This is a genomic window from Novipirellula aureliae, from assembly GCF_007860185.1.
GTDB lineage: Bacteria > Planctomycetota > Planctomycetia > Pirellulales > Pirellulaceae > Novipirellula_A > Novipirellula_A aureliae.
Genome location: NZ_SJPY01000002.1, coordinates 903,088 through 926,520 on the forward strand (window position 1 = coordinate 903,088; position 23,433 = coordinate 926,520).

The following is a 23,433-nucleotide window of genomic DNA, read 5'->3' on the forward strand; positions in this document are numbered from 1 at the left end:
CGTGAGCGTTCGTCGTCGGTATTGGTTGTTCCTCGCCTTCGCTTGGGCCGCGCTGATGGTGTTGGGGTCTTGGTATCCGTTTGATTTAAAAACGGGATCGCTCGCTGAGGCTTGGGCCGATTGGTCACACGTCACAGACTGGAGTCAGCAATCAAGAAGTGACCTGGCAATCAACATGATGCTCGGTATCCCACTGGGGTTCTTATTGGTTTTAGTCGGTGGAGCGTCACCGCTGGCCCCCAGTCAATCGCCGCGTTATCACCGAAATTCAATCTCGGTAATTATCGCGGTTTGCCTGGTCGCGGCGGTTTCTCTGTTCGTCGAACTGGGGCAGCATTGGTATGGCCGGCGTGTGCCGTCGCGCAACGATACGATTTCACAGTTGCTCGGCGGCTTGGTTGGCGGCTTGCTCGCGTACGGTGGCGGATCATGGTTCAGCAGCCGAGTCGCTCGGTTCTGGTCAGGCCGATCCCATCAGTCACCCTTCAAAGCGTTGTTGGATCTGTACGTGGCGGGGTACCTGCTTTGGGCATGGATGCCGTTCATTCCCGCGGTCTCGCCGTCCGAACTGAAGGCGAAATGGCGATCGGGGATGATCCAGCTTTCACCGTTTGAGAATTGGCATACCGATACTTGGCAATCGCTCTATACCGCAGCCGTCACGATTGCCACGGCATTGCCGATTGGCGTCTGGTTCGCCTATTGGTCGGGGACAGATGGACGGAATCCTCCACAACGCACGCGTGTCCATTGGATACAGTCCGCGATGTTTGCTGTTGGTGGTGTGGTGTGCTTAGAAGCTTGTCAAGCGTTCATCGAGACACGGACGGCAGCGGTCGACGATGCGATCGGGTCGGCCGTGGGCGCAGGTGTTGGAGCATGCTGGGCCGGTCGAATGTGGAGTTCGGACAGTCCATTTCCATTGCGAAGTTGGGCTACCGCACCGGTCTTGTTGATTGTGGCGATTCTTTATTCGCTCGGTTATTTGTTGGTTTCCTGGGCCCCTTTTGATTTTGCAGATTCGGGGCTGGAAATGAAACAGCGATTCGATCAATTCCGATCGATCGCGATGACAAATTGGTTTTCCGGGAATGACATGGCAATGGCCTCCAATCTGCTACGCTCCCTATGGTTTTCGATGCTCCTAGGATCACTCGCTGGAATGTCCGCGGCGTTTGCCGCCCCGTCTCGCCTTAAAAGGATAACCGTATTGCGTTGGCTTGCTGCGGTTGTCTTTTGTGTATCGGTGTGTCTGTTGGCCGAGGGCGGCCAAATCTTCGAACGATCCCGATCACCAAGTCTCATCGAGCTTGCCGTTCGCATCGTCGGAGTCGCGATCGGAATGGCTATCGCAATCGCGATCGCCCGTAGCGAAACTCGCGGAGACCTTCAAATTTAGCTTGGGATGTAAGCCTGGACTGTTCAAATTCGGGGGATGTATCAGTTTTAGTCCGCGCAGGTTTTGTTCCTACCGATTGCCACGGACACTCTCTGCTGCCCCTCAATCAAATGGCGTGGACTGTAAGTGAATTCGCGGCGTGAAACCTCCTTCCGTCGAGCTTGTCTCGGCGGAGGAAACAAGTGGCGGCTACAAACCGCACGCCCGAAAGAAATTCGCCCCACCCCCACGAATCGCCGGAGGCGATTCGTGGGGGTGGGGCGAGCATGGAATTTTGCGTTCATGGTAGCTGCCACCTGTTGCTCCGCCCGGACAAGCCGGACGGAAACAGGAAAAACACCCATGTGAAACTCACTCCGTTTTTCTTAAGAACACGCCATTCGAGCTTGTCGCGGGGGGGAAACCGTTGGTAGCGACCAACTGTTTCCCCCCGAAAATTTTGCCTCTCCTAACTCTTCAGCTTCGGCTGCCTTCTGACTAGCCAATTAATCTTTGCACCAATCGACACCGGCAGGATGCCGATTTAAAGTAAAACGGAATCGATTACGTTATCGAATGCGCCCCCTTTTTTGAAAATTACGGAATAAGTTCCGGTCTACATTCGCATCGCGAAGTCTAAATCGACAACCTATGAACACTCAAACTTCGGCGACTCTCATTGAAACGATAAAGTGGAGTTCGTCACCGACGCGGCCTCGGCTGGATGTCGTTGACGATGACAGCGTCGTCCCCCGACTCAACGCTCATCGCGACGCCTGGGTCGCCAGCGTCGCCGCGGGGCTCGGGCATCAAGCCTATCTGATTCGTGCGTGCAATGGACAGGAAACGACGGGTGTCCTACCGTTGATCCTCGTGTCAGGCCCGCTTTTCGGACGCTTTCTCGTCAGTTTACCCTACCTCAATACAGGTGGCGTTTGGGCACGCGATCAGGAAACCGCGATCGGATTGATCAATCATGCTTGTGTATTGGCAGACCAACTCGATGTGAAGCATTTGGAACTGCGACATGAGATTCCAGTCGATCATCCACGGCTGAACTTCTCACGCACCGATAAAGTTCATATGCGATTGCAATTACCGGATACAGCCGATGACTTAATGAAATCGTTCAAGAGCAAGGTGCGTAGTCAAGTTAAGAAGTCCACGACCGCTAAGTTGAGCGTCCACTTCGGCGGGGCCGAATGCTTAGACGACTTTTATCAGGTCTTTGCTCGAAATATGCGAGACCTGGGCACTCCAGTTTTCTCGCGGGCTTTATTTGATGCCAGCTTAAAATATTTTCACGGTAAAGACGGTCATGATTTTGCTGAATTGTGTATCGTTCGCAACGAAACACAGCCGGTCGCAGCAGCAATCCTCGTTCACGCGGGCGGCGTGACGGAAGTTCCTAGCGCGAGTAGTTTGCGTGAATTCAATCATACCAATGCGAACATGCTGATGTACTGGAGACTATTGGAACGGGCAATCGCGAATGGTAGCCATACGTTTGACTTTGGACGCAGCAGTCGAGACAGCGGCACCTACAAATTCAAGGCCCAATGGGGGGCCCACCCACACGACGCCGTCTGGCAATACTACGTTCGCAAAGGCGATCCCAACGCGATGCGAGCCGACGATGCTGGTAACCAGCGACTCGTCCGCATCTGGCAGCACTTACCCGTTTGGTTGACCAAACTTGTGGGGCCAACGATCGTCCGAGGGATTCCATAATACGGCTTCGCCGCAATGGTAGTGGATCTTGTTAACGGGCTGTCGATTTAATCGGTTTGACTCGACTTATTGTTTAACGCCAAGCCATAGGCGACCGCTTATGGAAAAGCTGACGCCTTCGGCTAAGCGTTAAACGATTAAATCGACAGCCCGTTAAAGATCCTACCACGCGGGATCTTTAACAAGATCCACTACAAAAAACCATCGCAAAGCCACATCAAACGGGGCGATAACTGATGTAGTGCGGCTTCGCCGCAAACCGTAGCAGCGTCCCCCCGAGACGTTCGATTGTATGACTGAGGTAGCGAAACTCGCCAAGAGTTTCGTCCACCCTGAAAAACGAAAGTCTTGGCGACTTCCGCTACGAGCAAATCCGTCAGTAATTGAATCGACGTCCCCGAGACGCTGAATTTACGAGTCTCGGAGAGACTCGCCTACGTGAAGAATGCCCGCAGGCTTTTGCCTTACCCTCCCCAAACGCGTTTGGGAAAGGTAAATTCATTGGACGTTCTTAATCGGATGCGTGCGTATCGCCTGGGACGACATCCATCCCAGGCTGGAAGCCTAGGCTACGTTAGATATGAATCATGAAAATATCCGTCCGAACTACTCGGCGGTGCGAAGATCGAATCCTTGGCGTCGACGATGTTTCCTCGTTCTGTTGTGTTGGATCGCTACAACCGTTCTGATGTCGCTACCGGTGGTTCGCAGTATTGTCGCCTATCCTTTGCAAGTTCACAATGGTGACGCCTCAGGAGACGCGGCGTACGTGATGGCCGACAGGCATGCCTATTGGGAACGATTGCATGCTGCCTCCGACTTGTACCATCTGAAACGGATCCCCGAGATCATCCTGCTCAATGAAACCGAGACTTCCTCGTACAATTTTGTCGAGAATCAATCGGAAACCCGAGTCGAACGGGCGATCGGTTACTTAGGTTGGCTGGGGGTTCCTCCCGAAAAAATCTCCTTGATCGAGCCACAAGAAAACGCCTGGTTCGGTTCGCTCAGCGAAGCGAGAGCGGTCGCGGAAAAGTATCCCGACTTAGAACGAATCGTTGTCGTTACATCGGCCGCACACACACGACGTAGCCAGCTATGCTTTCGCCGTGCCACAGGGAAAACGGATGTCCAGATCTACGCCGCTAGCCCCTTGAAAATGAGTGCTGAGATCGATGCACCGATTTGGATCGAGTACATTAAATTGATCGTCTATGCCGTGGTGGCGTAAATCGTTCAGCCATGGTCGGGACAGAAAAAGCGACCACCGATTTACACGGATCCGAAGATACCAGTGAAGATCCATGTTTGATCCGCGTCACTTGTCACTCTGCTCTCCGAGCGAACGGCGTCTTGTCGCGTAACCGTTCAAGGAATCTTTTCGGAGCGGCTATTGAACCGTCGGTTCGAACACCCTCGGACGTGAAGCCGCTTGGTTCGAGCCCTACACTTCTCCCGTACCGATGCGGAGCAAGTCACAGTAGCAGCGTCTCTCCGAGACGCTAAACATCACAGTAGCAGCGTCTCTCCGAGACGCTGAACATCACAGTAGCAGCGTCTCTCCGAGACGCCGAACAGCACAGTAGTAGCGTCTCTCCGAGACGCTGAACATCACAGTAGCAGCGTCTCTCCGAGACGCTGAACAGCACAGTAGTAGCGTCTCTCCGAGACGCCGAACAGCACAGTAGTAGCGTCTCTCCGAGACGCTGAACATCACAGTAGCAGCGTCTCTCCGAGACGCTGAACAGCACAGTAGCAGCGTCTCTCCGAGACGCTAAACAGCACAGTAGCAGCGTCTCTCCGAGACGCTGAACATCACAGTAGCAGCGTCTCTCCGAGACGCTGACTCCACGAATCTCGCAGGGCATCACCTCCGCGAACAACCAACACAAATAGCAACAAGCGGATGGACAACGGATGTAACCGCATCACCAGGGTAGCGTACCCAAATCTGTATTGAAATTCGGTCACCGTCGAACGGACGATGCGGAGGTGAGCCGACGGAGCCAAACCATGGGGGCTCGAGATTGGCAAAGCGGTTCCACAGATGTGGTTGGAACCGCGACTTCTCTCGGCCTGCTTAGTTACTAAACAGTTCACGAATGCCGTAGGTGAAGAATGTGGCGATGCCGAAGTTCAACAACTCTTCATGCGGCTTGTTCCGTAGAATCAAGGTATCGCCTGGTTGGACCAGGATGTTCTCGCTAGAGTTATTGACCGCCAATTGCAGGTCGACCGCGATATTGTACGTTCGCCCGCTTGGCAGCTTGCGGACGATAAATAGCTGTGTCGGCTTGGCCCCACCGAGGCCGCCAATAATCCCACCGCCAGCTCCACCGCCACTGCCACCACGGCTCTGGTCGACCCCTGACCCGGCGATCGCCATCGCCCCGAGGACGTCAAGATCGTAGTCGCGAGGTACCGCATGCTGGCCACCCGGCAACAATCCGCCCGTGTAAAAGAGTTCGCTTTCACGCGATTCGACCAACACAATGTCGCCATTGATGAGTTCGATATCTTCGGGCCGGATCGACATCGTTTGGCCTGGCGGCATCCGCAACGGCACTTTGATCATGTAGGGTTCACTGGTCAACCCGTGAAACGTCAACCCCGCAGAGGCTTGGCAATCACTGATCATCGTCTCGAGGCAGGGGTATTCGCCGCTACCTGCCATTAGCTGCGACATGACTTCATCACGCATGTGGGCAGGAATACGAGAAGTTTTGAAGATCGTCACTTCGTTCTTTTCATTCACCCCCGGCATACCACCACTTTGCGTGAGTGCATGCAACAGATCGTTTTGGTAGGCCGGTAATTTCAGCGACACTCCACGGGCCGCCTGGTCGACCTCTTTTCCGGCGGGAACCGCGTTCTCACGTAACACGGTGACATTATAGGTTCGTTCACGAATCAAAGTCACGATCGGATTCGCCTTCCCCTCCTGTACGAATTCTTGGGCTTCATAGATCCTCTTGATCTTGACGCGAACTTCCTCCATCGTCAGCCCCTTGACGCTGATTGGGTCGAGTAGCGGCAATGAAATCAGCCCGTTGGCCTGGACCGGGATGGGATAGCCAATCGAAGGCGGTAGTGCGCTGGCCGAATCTGGAAAGTTGACCGGTGGTGGCTCAGGCACGGATGTCGGCGAACTGAACGGCAAGACACCTTGAATGTAGACACCCAAAATGTCGCCTTCATCGAGCCGATATTCTTGGCCTGCCGGAATGGACAACATGACCACGGGTACCGGCACGTAGTCGCTACGGCGGATGCCCAGCAGCTCGGGCGGCAATCGAGAAACCGGAATCCCCTCGATTGGGGTTAGTAGTGATGTGCAGCCCGTCGATCCAAGCAAGACCAACATCGCGGTCAAGGCCGGCCAGTTCAGCCACCGAGTCGTGCGTTGGCGACGAGGCGCTGTGCTAGACGAATTGATAGCGGAAAAAAATGTTAATAGCTGTATTATAGATTGCATCGCGCGGCTTCCCTGCCAAAAATTGTGAACGGCAACAAATAATTCGTTCGGAAACAAGAAGGTCCGACTCGAAGTCAAGACCGAAGAAAAAGGTTTGTCAGCTCAGGTACCATGTTGGTCTCCGTCGCTGGCTGACTCGGCAGCGAATCGGGTTCGCTACGAATCGCATCCGCGTCACCACCGTCATGCGGTTCGAGTAAGCTCTCTTCGATCGTGGTCTCATTTTCGATTGGAATCCCTTCATAAATGACCTGACCATCCACCACGCTTGAATTATCGTAGGGATTGGCAAATGTCTGATCGGGGCAGCACTCGGTAGGACAGATCAAACCTGGGTCGAGCGGGGCGAGTCGCCAGCGGTCGACACCTCGCGACAGTGCCGCAGCGCGGCCATGATGGTAGCCATCGTACCAAGCGTTGGCGTCGGGATAGGTGTGGGTAAGCGAGTGACGGCTGATGCAGGGACGCACTGGCACCGGCGGCGGCGCGTCAGGAGTTCCTAGTGCCGTCTCGACGTAGGCGGTTCGAAAACCATGCTCGGCGTCTGCTTCGCAATGCTTATCTTGATATTGATCCGCATAGCAATCTTCCCAGATCGCCTTCGCCTGTTTCGAAGCGGTGGCCTTGACGACGGCTCGCCGTTTCAGTTCCTCGTAGGGAGCACATGTTGCTCTCAAACCGGCCGCACAACCACTTACCATGACGGTTGCCAGTGCGAGCAAGCAAAACCATTTGTGCGTTCTTTGCGTTACCATAGCGTCTCGTCTCATGCCGATGGGATAGAACATTTGTGGATCCGCTTCGATTCGTTCTGGAATATTTCTTATCATGCCGCTTTCGCTCCTCTAGAGAGGTCTTTACATACGGCTAAAATCGTCCCCCCCGAAGAACAAAACCAATGTTTAAGGTATTGGCCAAAAAACCAGAATGATCGTTAAGACCGTAGCGGAAGTCGCCAAGACTTTCGGCCTCTTATTGCTTGCCCAAAACTCTAGGCGAGTTCCATGACTACAAAACGGACCAATACCGAGATACAAGCGGCTCACTTCTACCGCACCCGTCCACGGAGGGAGGCAAAAATTCCCAAATGAACACAAATGTACTCCGATCCCCCCCCCCAAGCATCCTCCTGTGTTAATCACTGTCCATCTGTGGTTCTCACGTTCATTTTCGAAATATTGTGAACGTCTGCGATTTTTTAAGCTATTGAATTTGGTTTGGCGCGGGGCATTCGACGGTCTTGGATGGCCATGCTACACCCACATTCAGCTGAACACGATCAAACCACTCCTCTACTAGGGGGCAACTACTAGGGGGGCAACGATTTTGCAAATAAAAACAGAAAGCTTGAAAAAAACACTTGCTTTTCTGAAACGAGCCACCGACAATGGAGGGGTAATGAAAAACATCATCCTCCTAATCGTCACAATCGCACTCACCGCTGGGGTTTCCCCCGTGGAAGCAGGGGTGATGGTTGGTGAGGAGGTAACGCTTAATACGGAACATTTATATGCCGTAGCGAGCATGGAGCAGCCCACCAATTCGACCTACCATCAATGGACGGGTGAGGTTTCGGAGATGGCTGGAATCGCCGTCCAAAGTCAAAACGTCTTGTCGTCGCTCGCCATTTCGGCTTGTGGCATCTGCCTTGAACCGCTGGCATTAACCGAAATGTTGCGTAATCGCAACTCGATGTTACCCAGTGATCCGTCTCTCTTGGAACTGTTGAAACCTGCCTAGCTTGGCAGACCTGTTTCGTTTTCGTGCGCCTTGACGGATCGTTTCTGACAAGGTTTTACAACAAATGTTTCAACTATTTTTTCAATATCAATGATCGCCAATCATGGCGATGGAGAGACAACTATGAAGTTTACACAAATTTTGAACACCTATCGTAAGCCAGCTTTCGCTGGTCTTCTAGCTTTGTTTGCCGTTATGGTAACGGCGCAGAATGCTTCGGCTGGACTGATGTTTTATGCAACCGGCCTTGGACCTCTGAGCGACGAAACAGCCTTTGGTTCGGATGCTTCGACCAACGCGATTGACTTGTCGTCTGAAGATTTTTCGGGCTTTGCTGTAGGCCAGGATTTGCCCATAACAGCTCAAAATGTCAGCATCACGTCGAACAACGGGTCTAACACTGCCGAAATTGTCACAGATAGTAATGGAGGTCCTGGGAAGAGTATATTCTTTACCAGTCCTGGAAAGATCACCTTCGACTTCACCTCTTTGTTTGCTGGTGGTACCAGTGCGTTTGGGATTGACATTTTCGATGTTGGAACCATTCCTATGGATAGCACAACATTGACGTTCGAAACATCAGATGGGTCAGTAACTTATGGTATGATTGGTCCAGTGGGCCCGTTGCCTACCAAAGGGCTGAAAACGTTCGTTGGTGTTATTTCTGATAGTGGGCCGACGATCACGTCAGTAACGATCGAAGCAACGTCGGGAACATTTGGTGAAGATTGGATTTTCGTTGACAATTTGCAGTTTGAAACCCAGGTTCCAGAGCCAGGGTCGATTGCGATCTTTGGTTTGGCCGCTCTTGGTCTTGGTGCCGGTTCATTCCGCCGTCGCCGCAACGAAAAGAAAGCTTAGTCACTGTTTCGAAAGAACAGTGATCCATTACTAGGTTAGTCACTAGAGAGGAATACCCGTAGCGCAACTCGACAAGGGTTTCGGTCAGCATGACAACCTGCTACCGCAGGCCTCATTACTACGGCCAATCGACTAAGTCGAAGCGGACGCTCTTCAACAGAGCGTCCGCTTTTTTATTGAAAATTCAAGATTCCGTATTGTGATCGGGTCATCGGAATATAATGGTGCTTACAACGTAACTCGATGCCTTCCCATTCTACTCCATTGCTAATCAACATGAATAATCTATCTAGCTCTCACTTTTCAACTCGCTCGCCGTCCTGTATTGGACTTCCGCCTGATTACTGGAGGGATTCGAATCGAGTAACGCGTATAGCCCGGAAGTGGCTCGCTCCTCAGAATATACGTTTCGCTATTACTGGGGTCATTTCTGCGGTTCTGCTGTCGCTCATGAATCCTGCATCCGCTGCGACCGCCTTGTATACGAACGAAGCCAGTTTTATCAGCGCAGCGGAAACCATCTTGGACGATGCGAATATCCCTCTGCGGCTCGAAAACTTTGGCTCCTTCAGTATTGGCACCGATCTACCAATTACCGCCAGCGGAATCGTAATCTCGTCAACCCAAACGACACCCGGCCCAGCACAAATCCGCTCGACGGCCGAGTCGGGCGACTCGAAAAGTATCTACTCAAATAGTGCCAACAGTTTAATCACCTTCGATTTGAGCGGATTAGTTGGTGGCGGCGTCAATGCGTTTGGATTCGATCTTCGCGACTTCGGAACCGACTCGCCAACGGCGTTTTCGATGGTCGCTGGAAGCGGCCAGGTAATTCTCCATACGCGCATCCCGAATGCCTTACCAGCGGGTAATCTACTTTTTGCCGGAGCCATCGATCGCACCAATTTGATCACCACGGTAACGGTTACGAATACGGCTAGTGACGACGTGATCTACATCGATAATCTTCGATTCGGATCCGTCACGGCCATCCCCGAGCCGAGTTCCGCTTCCACCTTTTTCATCGCGGGCCTAGCGTGGTGTGCGTGCTCCCGTCGCTGCCGCAAAAAGGGTAGCCCCGCACACGCTTGAGGCAGCTCACATGCGAAGCAGCCGGTATTGTTTCCGCCGCGCCGCGGTTTGGACCAAGAAGTATTGGCGAGCCAATCGGTAGACGCCATTCGCGCGGAGTGCAGAGCGATATTAAATATCCCACTGATTTGAAGGTAAACAATTTGCAGTCTTTGACAGGCCAGTTTATCTCAAGGCCAGTCTATCTCACCGCGGACGCCTGCTCGAGAATCTCGATACGGTTTTCCAGCTCATTGATCTTGATCGCCATCCGCAGAATCAATTGGCGCAGCTGCGGATCATTGAGCTCAAGAATCGTTGCTGCGGTTGGCCTTTCGAGCCCCGCCGCGTCGACTTGCCGATTCTTTGCTAGATCGCTCAATTGTTGTTCAATCAACGAGATCCGTGCCTGGACACTTTTCATGGAAGGATGTTTCGTTCCAATCCGAGACGCCATATTTTGCAGACGTTGCAATTCTACAGCGAGTTTCTGCTCTTGGTCCGTCGGCTCCGACACAATCGGCTGAAAATCTGGCTGGTCCCGACCCATTTCCGAATCCGCAATCTTTTGCGGTTCTGAAAATGGATTATCATTGGACTGTGCTGACCCGATCGCGCCTAACAAGAGCACACCGAGCATGCTGCTGCGTAGGAATGTAGATCGGCGACGTGGATGATTCGCAACACGCATCGTTTTTGACCCGTAACTCGAAGGATGAGAAATTTTCCGTATCTGCCTCATCATTGTAGCATACCTACGCCCCCACGATCATCAAACCAATCGACCTGGCATACCACGACCAGATCTTCGCGCCCCCATCCCTTTGATTTCGCTCGTCCCCTTTGACTTCGCTCGCTATCAAATGTTCGTCCTCGTGAGTCTCGCGAACGCGTTTCACACCCATGACGAACAACGATTTCCGCTTAGCCAAGAGACCGGACACTGATTGAGTCCTTGCGGCTCAATTGGACAATGACTTTGTCGTGCAAGCTCAATGGGGGGGAGTGCTTGCTGGCAAGCCGGGCGACTACCCCGTCAAATCCGCGGACGGCACAGACACCGAGTACCCCAGAGACATCGAGAGCGGCGTCAAGTCAATCCCCTCCCACCTTTCCCCTTTGGTCAGCCAATGTTCAATCGCTCGCATCCCTTTTGGTTTATCACATTTGTCGCCCTGGTTTGCATTTCTGCCCACTCCCAAGACCACGCCCGGGTCGAAATCCATGTGTCGTCCGATGCGGATCCCGGCGGCGACGGTAGCGTCCGTGCACCGTTTCGTTCGCTCGTGGAAGCTCGTGACTGGATCCGCCAGAGCCGCGTATCCGGCGATTTGCCAACCGGACAAGCTGTGACGGTGTTGGTTGGCAGTGGCGAATATGTGTTTGATTCCACTTTCGAATTGTCGTCCGAGGACAGCGGCAGTAGCGGAGCAGCCGTGATTTACCGCGCCGAAAAACGACTCGACGCGCGATTGCTTGGAGGCATCACCCTTTCGCCCAAATCGTTCGAACCAGTTTCTGACCCCGAGATACTCAACCGACTCGATCCGCAAATACGCCAAGAAATTCGAGTGATCTCGTTGCCTGGTCCGCGGGGCGAGTTCCAGCAGTTGGGTGACGCTTATCGAAGCGTGCCCACCGCGCCATGGTTGTACATCGATGGAATGCCAATGCAACTTGCACGTTGGCCCAATGCGAACGCGGACAACGAAGGTTGGGCGTCGTTTTCAAAAGTAATCGATACCGGCATGGCCAATCCTTTGGCAAAGAACAAAGAGCAACAGGAAAAGCACCCCGGTTCGTTTGTCTTCGACGACCCGCGACTGGAACGTTGGCAAGTGGACCAAGGCGTGTGGCTGCGCGGCTACTGGACTCATGACTGGGCGGACGAGGTGATCCGCGTGGCCAGCTACAACAGCGATGAAAAAATCATCACGCTTGCCGCGCCCCATGCCTATGGAATCATGAGCGGTACGTGGGGCCAAGCGTCACGCCGTTTCTATGCTCTGAATGTTCTGGAAGAATTGGATCAGCCGGGCGAATGGTACCTTGATCGCAAACGGAATAAGCTCTATCTGTACCCAACCGACCAATTCAAATCCGCATCGATCGTTTTGGCGACGTTGTCCGAACCGCTGATCCGAGTCAAGAATGCGAAGCATCTCCGGTTCGAAGGCTTGTCGATTGGCTACGGTCACGGCGATGGAATGGTGTTGCAAGCCACCGAGCATGTTGAAGTCGCTGGGTGCGAGATCGCCAACCTGGCGCGAACCGGTATCCGAGTTTCCGGCGGCGAAAACACGGTTCGCTCTTGTCATCTGTTCAACCTGGGCACGTCCGGCATCTCGATCTCGGGTGGCGATCGTCACACGCTGACACCAGCCAACAACTTGGCTGTGAACAATCATATTCACCACTATGGACGGTTTCAGCGAACCTATGCTCCCGGCATTGGCGTCTCCGGATGTGGTCAAGTGGTTCGTAACAATTCGATCCACGACGCGCCTCATAACGCGGTTCTGTATGGCGGCAACGAGCACCTGTTTGAACGGAATGAGATTTATCGCGTCGTGATGGAGACCGGTGACGCAGGCGCGTTCTATAGCGGGCGAGATTGGACCAGCCAAGGAAACACGTTACGGCATAATTACATTCACCACCTTGGCGCAGGCGACGCGAAGCATGTCAATACGATGGGCGTCTACTTGGATGACTGTGACTGCGGTGACACGATCGAAGGCAATGTATTCTATCGAGCGGGCCGCGCTATCATGATTGGCGGCGGCAGAAGCAATCCGGTGATCAACAATTTGGTAGTGGATTGCCCGATTGGATTGCACATTGATTCGCGAGGCATGACTTGGGAGCACTGGAATAGTGCGAAGCACTCCGGTTGGAACTTGGAAGAAAAAGCACAAGCACTCAACTACCAGAAACCGCCTTGGAGTGATCGCTATCCACAACTGGCAATGATCATGAGCGATTCGCCACGAGAGCCTTTGTACAATCCGATTCATCGTAACGTCTTTGTCAACATCACATCGCAAGTTTGGAGCCGTGACAAGAATGTTGATGCGTTGATGGACAAATTCGAGATTGAGAACAATTTAGTCGTCAACACACGCGGCGATGAAGCGGCTATCGCGATGGCAAAGGACCAGTGGGAGGGTTTCCGGAATCTCGCCGGCAGCCCGGCGGCTCCGATCGAGCTTGGCTTTGTCGATGCGGACAATCAAGACTTCTCTCTTCGCGACGACGCCCGACTAAGAAAAGAACTGCCTGCGTTCGAGCCTATCCCAATGCATCAGATCGGCTTATACATTGATCCAGCGTTTCAGTAAATCGAGCGAAATCAAGGGGGGGACGTTAAATCTGCACTTCAGAAGATTCGATTGCGGATCAGAACGTTGATGCTTCATAGGAGGTTAAATCAATCTTCGAAGGGAAGTAGGATAGGATGTAAGAATTGCTTGTGTGTGGGAAGTCCGCATGCCAGCCAACGGACAGCGATCCTGATGTCGTTGGTGGGCAGTTGCATAGAGAACCACGTGGAACAGTGGGTCCGCCTTCGTTCGGTGATCGAGTCTTTAGCACATGTCTCGAAGCTCGAACCGTTGATCCCAGACCACTGGTTACGATCATCAATCAAAGCGAACGGCTCATTCCGGCCAGATCTACACGCCCCGCATGACGCAAATCAACTGGATGGACAATCGCTTTGGTTGCTACGAAAGTTGTCTCACTATCGTTGACACATTCCGGAGCGTCGGAGGAGTCATCAAGGCATCGGAAGAAACGCTCGAAAAACTTGGCCCAGATGCTTGACATTCGTCTCGATTTCATTCATACCATCTTCCCGAGATGGCCAATTCCGACCCCCGGCCCGCACTGGAATTCCTACTCGTTTTAACAACAGCTTAAGAAATGGAAACAGGACATGAGGCAAACGATGACCAAGACGATTATTTCCTGCGTAGTATTGACGGCATTGGTGTTAACCATGAACGCCAACGCTGACAAGGGCACTGTCAACAAAGACGCTGACGTTAGCATGAGTAGAAAGGATGAACTATTCAAAGTTGCATTTTCCGCCATGCAGGCCAAGGCAGATGAACTCGGAATCAAAGGTTTTGCGATGGTAGCTTTCCTTGAAGATAGCTCAACCCTTGATTGGAAAATGGCGGCTCAAACCATGGGAAAACTAGAAATCCCTCACGGGAAGAGGCCCGGTTGGAACATCATTGGCATGGTTGGGTCAAAAATCGGCGAAACGATGCTGACTCATGCTCCATCAGGGCATTGTCCACGTCCGCTGATGCATGGAGAGGTCGGCTTTGCCGATGCGGAAGATCCACTCAATGGTGAGGGAGCGGAGTTCCTCGATTTAGGCGGCGCCTATTGCGTATGCGCTTTCGGAGGAGGCCCGCATGAGAAGGACTACATCATAGCCTGCGCAGGCGCACAGGCCATGAAGAAGGCTTATGATCAATAGCGAACGTTAGGGGCAACTGCAATACATGACACGACAAAAGCGGAATGCTTTTTTAGAAGACTTAGTAAGTCTTCCCGGCATAAAAGAGAAGACCAATAGAATCGTTAAAAACACCGACAGGAAACGACCACGATGAAACACGCATTCGTTATTACCGTTCCTCTGCTATGCCTTGCCATCGCCTGTAGCTGCAGTGCCCAATCGACAACCACCTTGGATTTTAGCGCCTATTATGAACTGGGGCCCAAAGGTGGAGATGTCATGTACCCCACCGCTGAGCAACTGGAGATGCTCAAGGCCGTCATGCCTAAGGATGCCTATCAGCCAGCACCCCCGCTAACTGACCGGATGTTTTGGGATGGAATTGCGTCCACGCCCTTGGGTAAAGAGTACTTAAAGAAGGCCAACTCTGAACTGGATAAGGCTCCCGAGGTCCCCATTACCGACGAGATCTATCGGCGAGCTAACAAGGAAGGCAATCGCGGCATCTACAAACCCAGGTACTACCGGACCATTGAGCGTTTGGAAAACTTCATCCTAGCCGAATGCATGGAGAACCAAGGACGTTTCCTAGAACAGATCGAGGTCTACATCGATGCCATGATGGACATGAAATCTTGGCTGCATCCTAACCATGATGGAGGCAACCGGGTGCTTGATGGCAAGAGTATGGGCATTGACCTTGGTTCACGCCGATTTGGTACAGATCTGGCCCTAGCCGAAGTCCTGCTGGGTGACAAACTTCCCACGCGGATGCGTCAGGAAATGTCGGAGAAACTTCGCCACCGTATCATCGATTGCTATTTACAGGGATGCAGCGGCGAGCAGCGACCTAGCCTGGGCTGGTTCAAAAGCACCAGCAACTGGAACTCCGTCTGCACCAGTGGTTCACTGTTTGTCGCCATTACTTCCGACAATGCCACCGAACGCATGGCTGCCATCGGCTGTGCCCTGAATAGCATGAAAGCCTATCTCAGTGGCTTTGCTGCCGATGGCTACTGCTCTGAGGGAACCGGCTACTGGGATTATGGCTTTGGGCATTATCTCTACCTCGCCCAAATGGTCTACGACTATACTGAAGGACGCATCAACCTTTTTAAAGCCCACAATCCCACCCAGCTACAAAACGTCGGCACCTTCCCGCAGCGTTATGAAATTCAATACGGCACTGCCGCTCCCTTTGCCGATGGCAGCTCGCGTGCCGGCAATCACGGTGGTTTCGCCAATTTCATGGCAGCCAAGTATTATGGTGCCAGGAAACCAACGAGCAAGGAAGAGGGCAAACTCTTCGTGTCGGACGAGGCGACCTATCAATTGATCGCTTGGTCCGATCCCGAGGCCTTTACACCTTCGAAGGATACGGGCGTAACGCCAGAGTTGCCCAACACCACTTATTTCGATAGCGCCGGCATGGTCATTTCGCGTGGCAAGCAGAAAGTCCCCTTCTCTATTGCTATTAAGGCAGGTCACAATTCAGAAAACCATAACCACAGCGACGTGGGCACCTATTCGATTGTCCTGGACCGAGACTTCATGACTGGTGACATCGGAGCCCCTTCCTACATTGCCGGTGCTTTCGCGAGCGATAACCCGGCTCGCAGCTCTTGGGGCCATCCCGTTCCTCGCATTGACAATATCCTTCAATCCAATGGCAGAGACTACGCTGGTAAGATTACGGATACAGATTTCACCAAGACCCGTGACCGAGTCGTCATGAATATCAAAGATGCTTACAAAATCCCCCATCTGACCAGCTTGGTGCGTACCATGGAGAATGATCGTTCTGGGACAGGCACCATCACCGTTTCCGATGAGTTTAGCTCTAGTAGGCCCGTAACCTTCGGCACCGCCATTATGACCTTGGGCAGGGCCAAGTATGAGATCGTTGATGACAAAACCGTGATCATCACCAGCAAAAATCAGAAGATTAAAGCTGTCGTCTCAAGCACCGATGGCGAACTCAAGATTATCGGTGAGCTTGTTCCGGTCGAGCGTCTAAGAGAAGGTGCTCCCGCCCATAGGATCGGGGTTGATTTTACCGAACCTGTTAGTGAAGGCGTGATTACAGTGCGATACACACCCGTATTCTAAGAATCTCTTGGGGGCGAAATAGCCGAACGAGTATTGCAGGTCGGTGAAATCGGAGGTGAGTTTGTCCTAGAAGGTCGAACCTTGGGTCGAGCTCGAACGCAAATGGAGCGCTGCCTTCAAAAAAACCGGTTCAAAATGGCGGTACCGCGCAGCAGATATCAAGCCGATTGTTTTGAGACCGGAGTGGTGCGGAGCGAGTGAAGGCGCCGGAAGAGTCAAGCCACGCGTCGATACGATCGAAGCAAGCCAGCAAGGCGTTCGGTCGTTTCGATCTCAGTATCCACGCTTGGTTGTCGATTCATCGGCACGATCATTTCGTTGCTTAGCCCCTGATGATTCCATTCTGCGTGATCGTGATCAAGGAAGCACCGGGCGGCTTTTCGCGTCGCGTTCGCGGACGGGATCAAACCCACTCCGCGACATCCGCAAGCGGCTTTCGCTGCACATCTGGGACGAGACAGTTGCTGGCTGGGTAGCCTATCGGAATTAGCACATAAGGCTTTTCATTCTCTGGGCGTCCCAGGATATCGGACAAGAATCCCATCGGGCTGGGGGTATGCGTGAGTGCCGCGAGTCCCATGTTGTGGAGGGCGGCTATGAAGAACCCGCAAGCCATGCCGACACTTTCTTTAACGTAGTAGTTCTTGCGTCGACTGCCGTCGGTATCGATGCCGTACGATTCCTCAAAGATAACAACAAGCCAAGGGGCGACTTCCAAGAATGGCTTCTGCCAATCCGTACCAAGTGGAGCCAATGCGTCAATCCACTCGGGTGACATACGACCACCCAGGTAAGACTCTCGCTCTTCGGCTTCGGCGGCTACTCGGATTTGCCGCTTGGTGGTTGGGTTGCTGATTGCGACGAAATGCCATGGTTGACGATTGGCGCCCGATGGCGACGTTGAAGCCGCAGCAATCGCCAATTCGATCAATTCTTGTGGCACGTTGTCATCCGAAAAGTCTCGAACGCTACGCCTCTGCGACATGTGTTCATAGAACGCTCTGGCGCGTTGCCGCATTTCTGACCCCGAAAAAGACGGCGGCGTGTATTCAATCGGTTTATATTCAGGCATGCTGATAGGACCTCCCGTTCATTGCCTCTGCTCGTTTACGGATATGCTCTTCATGACGGAGTTGAGATTTGTGCCGGAAACGGTAACGGACAAATTGCCCGCTGACGTGGGTTCGATGGAGCACTTGGCTTTGCCGTCCGCATCGGTCGTGGTGACGATGTATACCTCATTGCCCTTCCACAAACAGACGGTACTCCCAGGAGCATCGGTGATGACCTCAACCGATTGCTTGCCCGTGGCAATCGAAGACGGGCATTCAAGTTTCGGCGAACGAGGGATATTCGCACGCATATCGAGAGTGGGGTCTCCGAGAAGATTCAGCTCGCAAATGCATAGATGGTAACCCGCCGTTTTTTGGGCATCCACCACCATGTCAGCTTTGGCCTTCATCAATGCTTCGCCGGTCGTAAGCCCGCTGCCCAGACCGTTGGACCAGTATCGAGTCATCGTCTGGGTCGTGCCATCGAGCTTGCCCTCGCTAACCATCCGACGAAAATCGGAAGGTTGGTGGACGTGCGGTTTTCCTGTGCGGATCGGAGCGACGATCGCAACCGATCCGCCCTTGGGCTGACGAATCATGGACTCAACAATCGAAGGATCCTCTTTGCCATCATACTGGCCCGTGAAGCACGAGACAGTGGTGATCAATGGGTAAGCGGTCTCGTTGCTGAGTTGGTTGACATGCTGGGCGGTAAACTTCGAGTCTTCGAGCGCCCAAAGCGGGAGAAGACCATGACCATGGATGTGTAGCTTTCCAGTGGTCTTGGCATTGATCAAGGCAACCAGATTATCGGCGCTCAGCTGATGGCTTCCCGGACTCCCCTGCTCGTCCCAGGGCGTTTCAGCCGAAAAGAAGCGTCCTGCTTGGCCACCTTCCCATACTTTCGAGACGTAGCCATCCCAGCTATTGCGGACTTTCGGATAGGCTGGACTATCCGTGCAGGTATAGATCATCTGCTTGGCAAAATCAGACGTTGGATAGTGGGACTCGTAGGCGATCACCTTGTCGGTGAAGGCTGCCACGTCCGCGGCTGAGCGTACTGGCACGCGACCAAGTCCAACCGTGCCGTCGGGGTAGGAGATCGCTTCGCGGTCCTCTTCCCACTCTCCATAGATTCCGTCCTCGTCCGCATCCCAATCGGTCTCGCTCAGGTAGACAATGTCGGTGGGGATGCCGGATCTCTCCTGAGCGTGGACCGTCGTGTGACCACCTGGAACCAAACCTTTTCCGTCAGGTTCGCAGTCACCGCCGAGAACCACCCACCGAGTTTTGTGGTTATCGATGTGATGGCGAACGCACAGCCGAATCTTTTCCTGGATACCATCGGCCTCGTACTGCTGCTGAATTTGGCCAATGGTGACGATCTTCGTTGCTTTGCCATTACGTGTCTTCCATATGGCAAACGGCTCCCAGGCAGCTGCCAGTTCGTCGCTTGTTATCAACAAGACAGTGGATGGCGACATTCCGGTTGCGGTCTCGGAAGTGGATTTGATTGGCTCGGGCTGGCTACTGCTTTGACTGAGTTTCTGCAAAGTGGCTAGTCGATCGTCGAATTCGACGTCAGAGATGACTCCGTCTCCGTCCTTGTCAACCATTCTGACAAATCTGTCGAGCGGAGTATCGCCAAGCTGAGGGAGTCGCTCCGCGGCATACGCCTTGAAATCGGAAAGCGTACGCTCAGCGGCGATCAAATCGCTGGAATCGACGGAGGCAAGAAGCAGCGCAGCCAAACTGACCGCGACTGACGACATTGTCGATTTTGAATGCCAGTTCATCATTTTGTTCAAATCCCTCTAAAGAAACGGTTTCACGATCTCTGCTTTCCACCCGTCAACGCGTGAAAATATAAATGGGGCAACAGGTCCCATCTCCTCTCCAATTTCTGACACTTCTCGCTAATCGCCACCACTGTTGCAGCGGCCCCCAATGGGCTTGCCCCATTGGAGCCAACGATTGGCAGCTAAAAACAGCACCGTTGTCAAGTAAGACCCCAATGGGCTTGTCCCGTTGGTGAATCAGATCTCGCTCACCCAACGGGGCAAGCCCGTTGGGGTCGATCATGTGAAAAACACTAGGATTTAGCTAACAATCGTTCGCTCCAACGACGCAAGGTCGTTGGGGGCGGATAGTTTGATGGTGGCGATTAGCGAGAAGTGTCCAATTTCTGTACGAATTAAAGAGTATCAGGACCCCACTCGGGAATGCCCTGATTCTTGAGTTGTTCATTGTAGCGGTCGACCAACGGCTTCTTTTTTGCTTGAGGCAGGCCTTCGTTGACCATCAGTGGAAGCACGGAGCTCCACCACTCGGCATAGGACTTACGCAGCCGCTCCACCACCTCGGGATGCGAGCCGGACACATCGGTTGTTTCGCCCGGATCTGTCAAAATATTGTAAAGCTCTTTATTGTTTACCAAGCGCCACTGCTTTGTGCGCACCGCACAGTTTCTAAACTTATAAGCGTCGCGTTGGCCAGTCGACCAGCGCCCGCAATGGAAAAACAGCTCGCGGTCGTCCCAGTCAGCATTCGGGTTTTTCAACAGCGGTAGCAGCGAACGTCCGTCGAGCGACTGCATCTCCGTGGGAAGGTTGACGCCAGCCAGCTCGGAAAAGGTTTTGTAGATATCGATGTGCGCGGTGAGCGCATCCACGTCAACGCCTTCGCCCAAAACGCCCTTCCAATACCAAAATGCCGGCACATGTGTCCCCCCTTCATATGGCGAATTTTTTCCGGCGCGCAAGCCCGCATTATATTTCTGGACGGGCTTGCCATTCTTCTTAATCGCCCGCATCGACATCCCGTTATCTGTCATGAAAATCAACAAGGTATTCTCCAGCGCACCCCACTCATTGAGCTTTTCCCACAGCAGCCCAAAATTATCGTCAATATTTTCAACCATTCCATAGCGAGCGGCCGTGTCTACATTGTACCCCTCATCAAGAAAGCGTTTTTTATATGCGTCTGGAGCAATGAAAGGACCGTGTGGCGCATTCAATGCGAGATAAGCGAAATAGGGCGTTCCAACCTCCTCCTGCTTTTTAATCCATGCCAGTCCCGCCTGAAAAAATAAATCGGTGCAGAACCCCTTGGTTTGAACAACCGTATCGTTGTGCAACAGTACGTTATCAAAATAACAGTTTTCCTTATTGACCATAAAATCGCCAAGGCCTGTCTGCCCAATGCCGCCGGCACCATGCATCAGCACCTCGTCGAACCCACGGTTACCAGGCAAATACTCATCCTCATCCCCGAGGTGCCACTTGCCGAACAGCCCCGTTGCATACCCTGCCGACTTCAACGCCTGAGGCAACGTAAAGGTATCGAGCGCCATCCGTTCGCGTTGCTGAATGGTATGCGTCACACCGTTTTTAAACGGTGCGCGCCCGCTCATCAGTGCGGAGCGTGTCGGTGCGCAGGTCGGGCTGACCTGAAAATCTGTAAAGCGGGTCGATCGTTCGTAGAACCGGTCCAAATTGGGTGTCTTAAGAATCGGATTGCCCATACACGCAAGATCACCCATTCCCTGGTCGTCGGTCATCACCAGAATAATATTCGGTCGACTGCCCTCCAACGGGTCCGCCACGGCACGCCCGGCACTCAACAGTGTTAGGAGGGCAACACTTATGCACAACAATCTACTCATCGAACTTTCCCTTTCTTCGTTTACCACTTTAGGCTTTCGTTTATTTCTTTAGGCTGTTGTCAAAGCGGTACTGCAACGTGATATTTCCGTTTACCGCCTGCTACGGCAGAACCATAGCCAGCAACCTGATCATTGATAGCGAGAGATATTTATTACAGTGCTTCAGGCGACCACTCGGGAATGCCTTCTGCCTCGAGTTGCTGCTTGTAACGGATTGCAAAGGGCTGCTTGTTGGAGGGAACCGTTGGCAATCCTTCATTGACCATCAACGGCTTCACCGACTCCCACCACAGGTCATAGGATTTTCGCAGCTGAGCAACCACTTCCGGATGCTGGTCCGCCACATTATTCCGTTCCCCTGGATCGTTAGGGATGTCATACAGCTCTCTATTATTCACAAAACGCCAGCGCTGAGTGCGAACCGCACAATTCCTAAACTTGTACCTTTCCATCCGGCCAGTCTCCCAGCGCCCACAGTGGATGAAAATCTCACGGTCCGGCCAGTCCGCTTCCGGATTTTCAAGCAGTGGCAACAGCGAACGTCCATCCAACTCCTGCATCTGTTTTGGCAGTGTCGCCCCGACCAATTCGCTGAACGTTTTATACAAGTCAAGATGCGCCGCCAGTCCGTCAATATCGACCCCGGCACCGAGCACACCTTTCCACTGCATAAAAAACGGCACATGGTTTCCGCCCTCATTCGGCGAATTCTTCCCCTTTTTGAGTCCGGCGTTGAAATAGGGATGGTCCTTCGTACTTCCCTTTCTCGCCGCTCCGTTGTCCGTCATGAAAATAACCAGCGTATTGTCCAGCGCGTTCCATTCTTCAAGCTTCGCCATCAAACGCCCAAAATTGTCGTCAATATTTTCGACCATTCCCAATCGCGCAGCCGAATCCTCGTCGCAACCCAGCTCGAGTAAACGGTTCTTATACTCGTCCGGAGCAACAAACGGCCCATGCGGCGCATTCACGGAGAGATAAGCAAAATACGGTTTATTGGCTTCATGCTGTTTCTTAATCCAAGCCATGCCCGCATCAAAAAATAGATCCGTGCAGAATCCCTTGGTTTTCACAATCGTATCGTTGTGCAGGAGCACGTTGTCAAAATAAACATTCTCTGAGTTCACCGGGAAATCACCGTGCGCTGTCTGTCCGATTCCGCCGGCGCCATGCATCAGCACCTCGTCAAACCCGCGGTTCTGTGGCAGATACTCCTCCTCGTCACCCAGATGCCATTTACCAAACAAACCTGTCGTGTACCCCGCACTCTGCAAAACCTGCGGCATCGTAAAAGCATCCAACGCCATCCGCTCGCGCTGCATAATCGTATGCGTCACCCCGCACTTAAACGGCGCCCGCCCACTCATCATCGCCGCGCGCGTCGGCGCACAGGTGGGGCTCACCATAAACTCCGTAAAACGAGTCGCCCCTTCGTAAAACCGGTCAATATGCGGCGTCTTTACCAGCTGATTTCCCATGCAGGAAAGGTCACCCATTCCCTGATCATCCGTCATCACCAAAATAATATTCGGGCGTGAGCCCTTCAGCTCTTTTCCACTGGCCTCAACCAAACCCACACCAACCCCAAAAGCCAGCGTCACAGCCATGATCATGAATTTATGTTTCATCAATAATTCTCCTAAAATTCTCTAGTAGCCTAATTTGACAGCATGTCACCTGCAAGAGTTTCTTATAGCACGCAACGCGTCCCCTTCTTGTCCCTTCTTGTGCTCGGCACGGCCTCGTGATAGCAACGCAAAAGAAGGAACCACTACCGAAATGAACAACGCCTATCCGCAAAGTCAGCCGTGCGGTCAAACCAATCGAACAGATGAAGGACATTGGGATCTGTTTTTTCTTCCAACGATCTGCCGGCAT

Annotated in this window: 19 protein-coding genes; 10 read left to right on the plus strand and 9 right to left on the minus strand. The window is 52.9% G+C overall.

Annotation, left to right across the window (positions count from 1 at the left end):
* Position 1 precedes the first annotated feature (1 nt).
* From Q31b_RS09020 to Q31b_RS09030, 4 genes are all read left to right on the plus strand, one after another.
* Positions 2-1,399: a VanZ family protein gene (locus tag Q31b_RS09020; protein ID WP_146599320.1), complete on the plus strand. Its 1,398-nt coding sequence runs from the start codon at positions 2-4 to the stop codon at positions 1,397-1,399.
* Positions 1,400-1,538: 139 nt separating this feature from the next.
* Positions 1,539-1,688: a hypothetical protein gene (locus tag Q31b_RS28075; RefSeq protein ID WP_197171221.1), complete on the plus strand. Its 150-nt coding sequence runs from the start codon at positions 1,539-1,541 to the stop codon at positions 1,686-1,688.
* A gap of 341 nt (positions 1,689-2,029) precedes the next feature.
* Positions 2,030-3,109, plus strand: a complete 1,080-nt coding sequence (locus Q31b_RS09025; protein WP_146599321.1) for a FemAB family XrtA/PEP-CTERM system-associated protein — start codon at positions 2,030-2,032, stop codon at positions 3,107-3,109.
* A 580-nt stretch (positions 3,110-3,689) separates the two neighbouring features.
* Positions 3,690-4,340: a YdcF family protein gene (locus tag Q31b_RS09030; protein WP_231617413.1), complete on the plus strand. Its 651-nt coding sequence runs from the start codon at positions 3,690-3,692 to the stop codon at positions 4,338-4,340.
* A 584-nt stretch (positions 4,341-4,924) separates the two neighbouring features.
* On the opposite strand, the gene Q31b_RS09035 is transcribed toward Q31b_RS09030, so the two are convergent.
* From Q31b_RS09035 to Q31b_RS09045, 3 genes are all read right to left on the minus strand, one after another.
* Positions 4,925-5,143, minus strand: a complete 219-nt coding sequence (locus Q31b_RS09035; RefSeq protein ID WP_146599322.1) for a hypothetical protein — start codon at positions 5,141-5,143, stop codon at positions 4,925-4,927.
* A gap of 46 nt (positions 5,144-5,189) precedes the next feature.
* Positions 5,190-6,584 (minus strand): polysaccharide biosynthesis/export family protein, encoded by a 1,395-nt coding sequence (locus Q31b_RS09040; RefSeq protein WP_231617414.1) that lies wholly within the window; start codon positions 6,582-6,584, stop codon positions 5,190-5,192.
* 74 nt (positions 6,585-6,658) lie between these two features.
* A complete protein-coding gene (locus Q31b_RS09045) occupies positions 6,659-7,414 on the minus strand; it encodes a hypothetical protein (protein ID WP_146599323.1) in 756 nt (251 codons plus the stop codon).
* A gap of 568 nt (positions 7,415-7,982) precedes the next feature.
* On the opposite strand from Q31b_RS09045, the gene Q31b_RS09050 reads away from it, so the two are divergent.
* From Q31b_RS09050 to Q31b_RS09060, 3 genes are all read left to right on the plus strand, one after another.
* Positions 7,983-8,324 carry a hypothetical protein gene (locus Q31b_RS09050; RefSeq protein ID WP_146599324.1) on the plus strand — a complete coding sequence of 114 codons (342 nt, stop codon included), beginning with the start codon at positions 7,983-7,985 and terminating at the stop codon, positions 8,322-8,324.
* A gap of 123 nt (positions 8,325-8,447) precedes the next feature.
* On the plus strand, positions 8,448-9,185 hold the full coding sequence (locus Q31b_RS09055; protein WP_197171223.1) for a PEP-CTERM sorting domain-containing protein: 738 nt from the start codon (positions 8,448-8,450) through the stop codon (positions 9,183-9,185).
* A gap of 450 nt (positions 9,186-9,635) precedes the next feature.
* Positions 9,636-10,277 carry a hypothetical protein gene (locus Q31b_RS09060; protein WP_146599326.1) on the plus strand — a complete coding sequence of 214 codons (642 nt, stop codon included), beginning with the start codon at positions 9,636-9,638 and terminating at the stop codon, positions 10,275-10,277.
* Between the two features lie 181 nt (positions 10,278-10,458).
* On the opposite strand, the gene Q31b_RS09065 is transcribed toward Q31b_RS09060, so the two are convergent.
* Together Q31b_RS09065 and Q31b_RS09070 are read right to left on the minus strand one after the other, a co-directional pair.
* On the minus strand, positions 10,459-10,947 hold the full coding sequence (locus Q31b_RS09065) for a hypothetical protein (protein WP_146599327.1): 489 nt from the start codon (positions 10,945-10,947) through the stop codon (positions 10,459-10,461).
* Positions 10,948-11,011: 64 nt separating this feature from the next.
* Complete coding sequence (locus Q31b_RS09070) at positions 11,012-11,200, minus strand: hypothetical protein (RefSeq protein ID WP_146599328.1); 189 nt, start codon at positions 11,198-11,200, stop codon at positions 11,012-11,014.
* Positions 11,201-11,386: 186 nt separating this feature from the next.
* Between Q31b_RS09070 and Q31b_RS09075 the strand changes: the two genes are divergently transcribed.
* From Q31b_RS09075 to Q31b_RS09085, 3 genes are all read left to right on the plus strand, one after another.
* A complete protein-coding gene (locus Q31b_RS09075; protein WP_197171225.1) occupies positions 11,387-13,597 on the plus strand; it encodes a right-handed parallel beta-helix repeat-containing protein in 2,211 nt (736 codons plus the stop codon).
* 608 nt (positions 13,598-14,205) lie between these two features.
* Positions 14,206-14,748 (plus strand): hypothetical protein, encoded by a 543-nt coding sequence (locus tag Q31b_RS09080; RefSeq protein ID WP_146599330.1) that lies wholly within the window; start codon positions 14,206-14,208, stop codon positions 14,746-14,748.
* Positions 14,749-14,880: 132 nt separating this feature from the next.
* On the plus strand, positions 14,881-16,839 hold the full coding sequence (locus tag Q31b_RS09085; RefSeq protein WP_146599331.1) for a hypothetical protein: 1,959 nt from the start codon (positions 14,881-14,883) through the stop codon (positions 16,837-16,839).
* Between the two features lie 403 nt (positions 16,840-17,242).
* Here Q31b_RS09085 and Q31b_RS09090 read toward each other — a convergent pair whose 3' ends face one another.
* The 4 genes from Q31b_RS09090 to Q31b_RS09105 form a co-directional block, all read right to left on the minus strand.
* Complete coding sequence (locus Q31b_RS09090; protein WP_146599332.1) at positions 17,243-17,911, minus strand: nitroreductase family protein; 669 nt, start codon at positions 17,909-17,911, stop codon at positions 17,243-17,245.
* 18 nt (positions 17,912-17,929) lie between these two features.
* Positions 17,930-19,690, minus strand: a complete 1,761-nt coding sequence (locus Q31b_RS09095; protein WP_146599333.1) for a C25 family cysteine peptidase — start codon at positions 19,688-19,690, stop codon at positions 17,930-17,932.
* 395 nt (positions 19,691-20,085) lie between these two features.
* Positions 20,086-21,555 carry an arylsulfatase gene (locus tag Q31b_RS09100; protein ID WP_146599334.1) on the minus strand — a complete coding sequence of 490 codons (1,470 nt, stop codon included), beginning with the start codon at positions 21,553-21,555 and terminating at the stop codon, positions 20,086-20,088.
* Between the two features lie 152 nt (positions 21,556-21,707).
* Positions 21,708-23,183 (minus strand): arylsulfatase, encoded by a 1,476-nt coding sequence (locus Q31b_RS09105; protein ID WP_231617415.1) that lies wholly within the window; start codon positions 23,181-23,183, stop codon positions 21,708-21,710.
* Between the last annotated feature and the right edge of the window lie 250 nt (positions 23,184-23,433).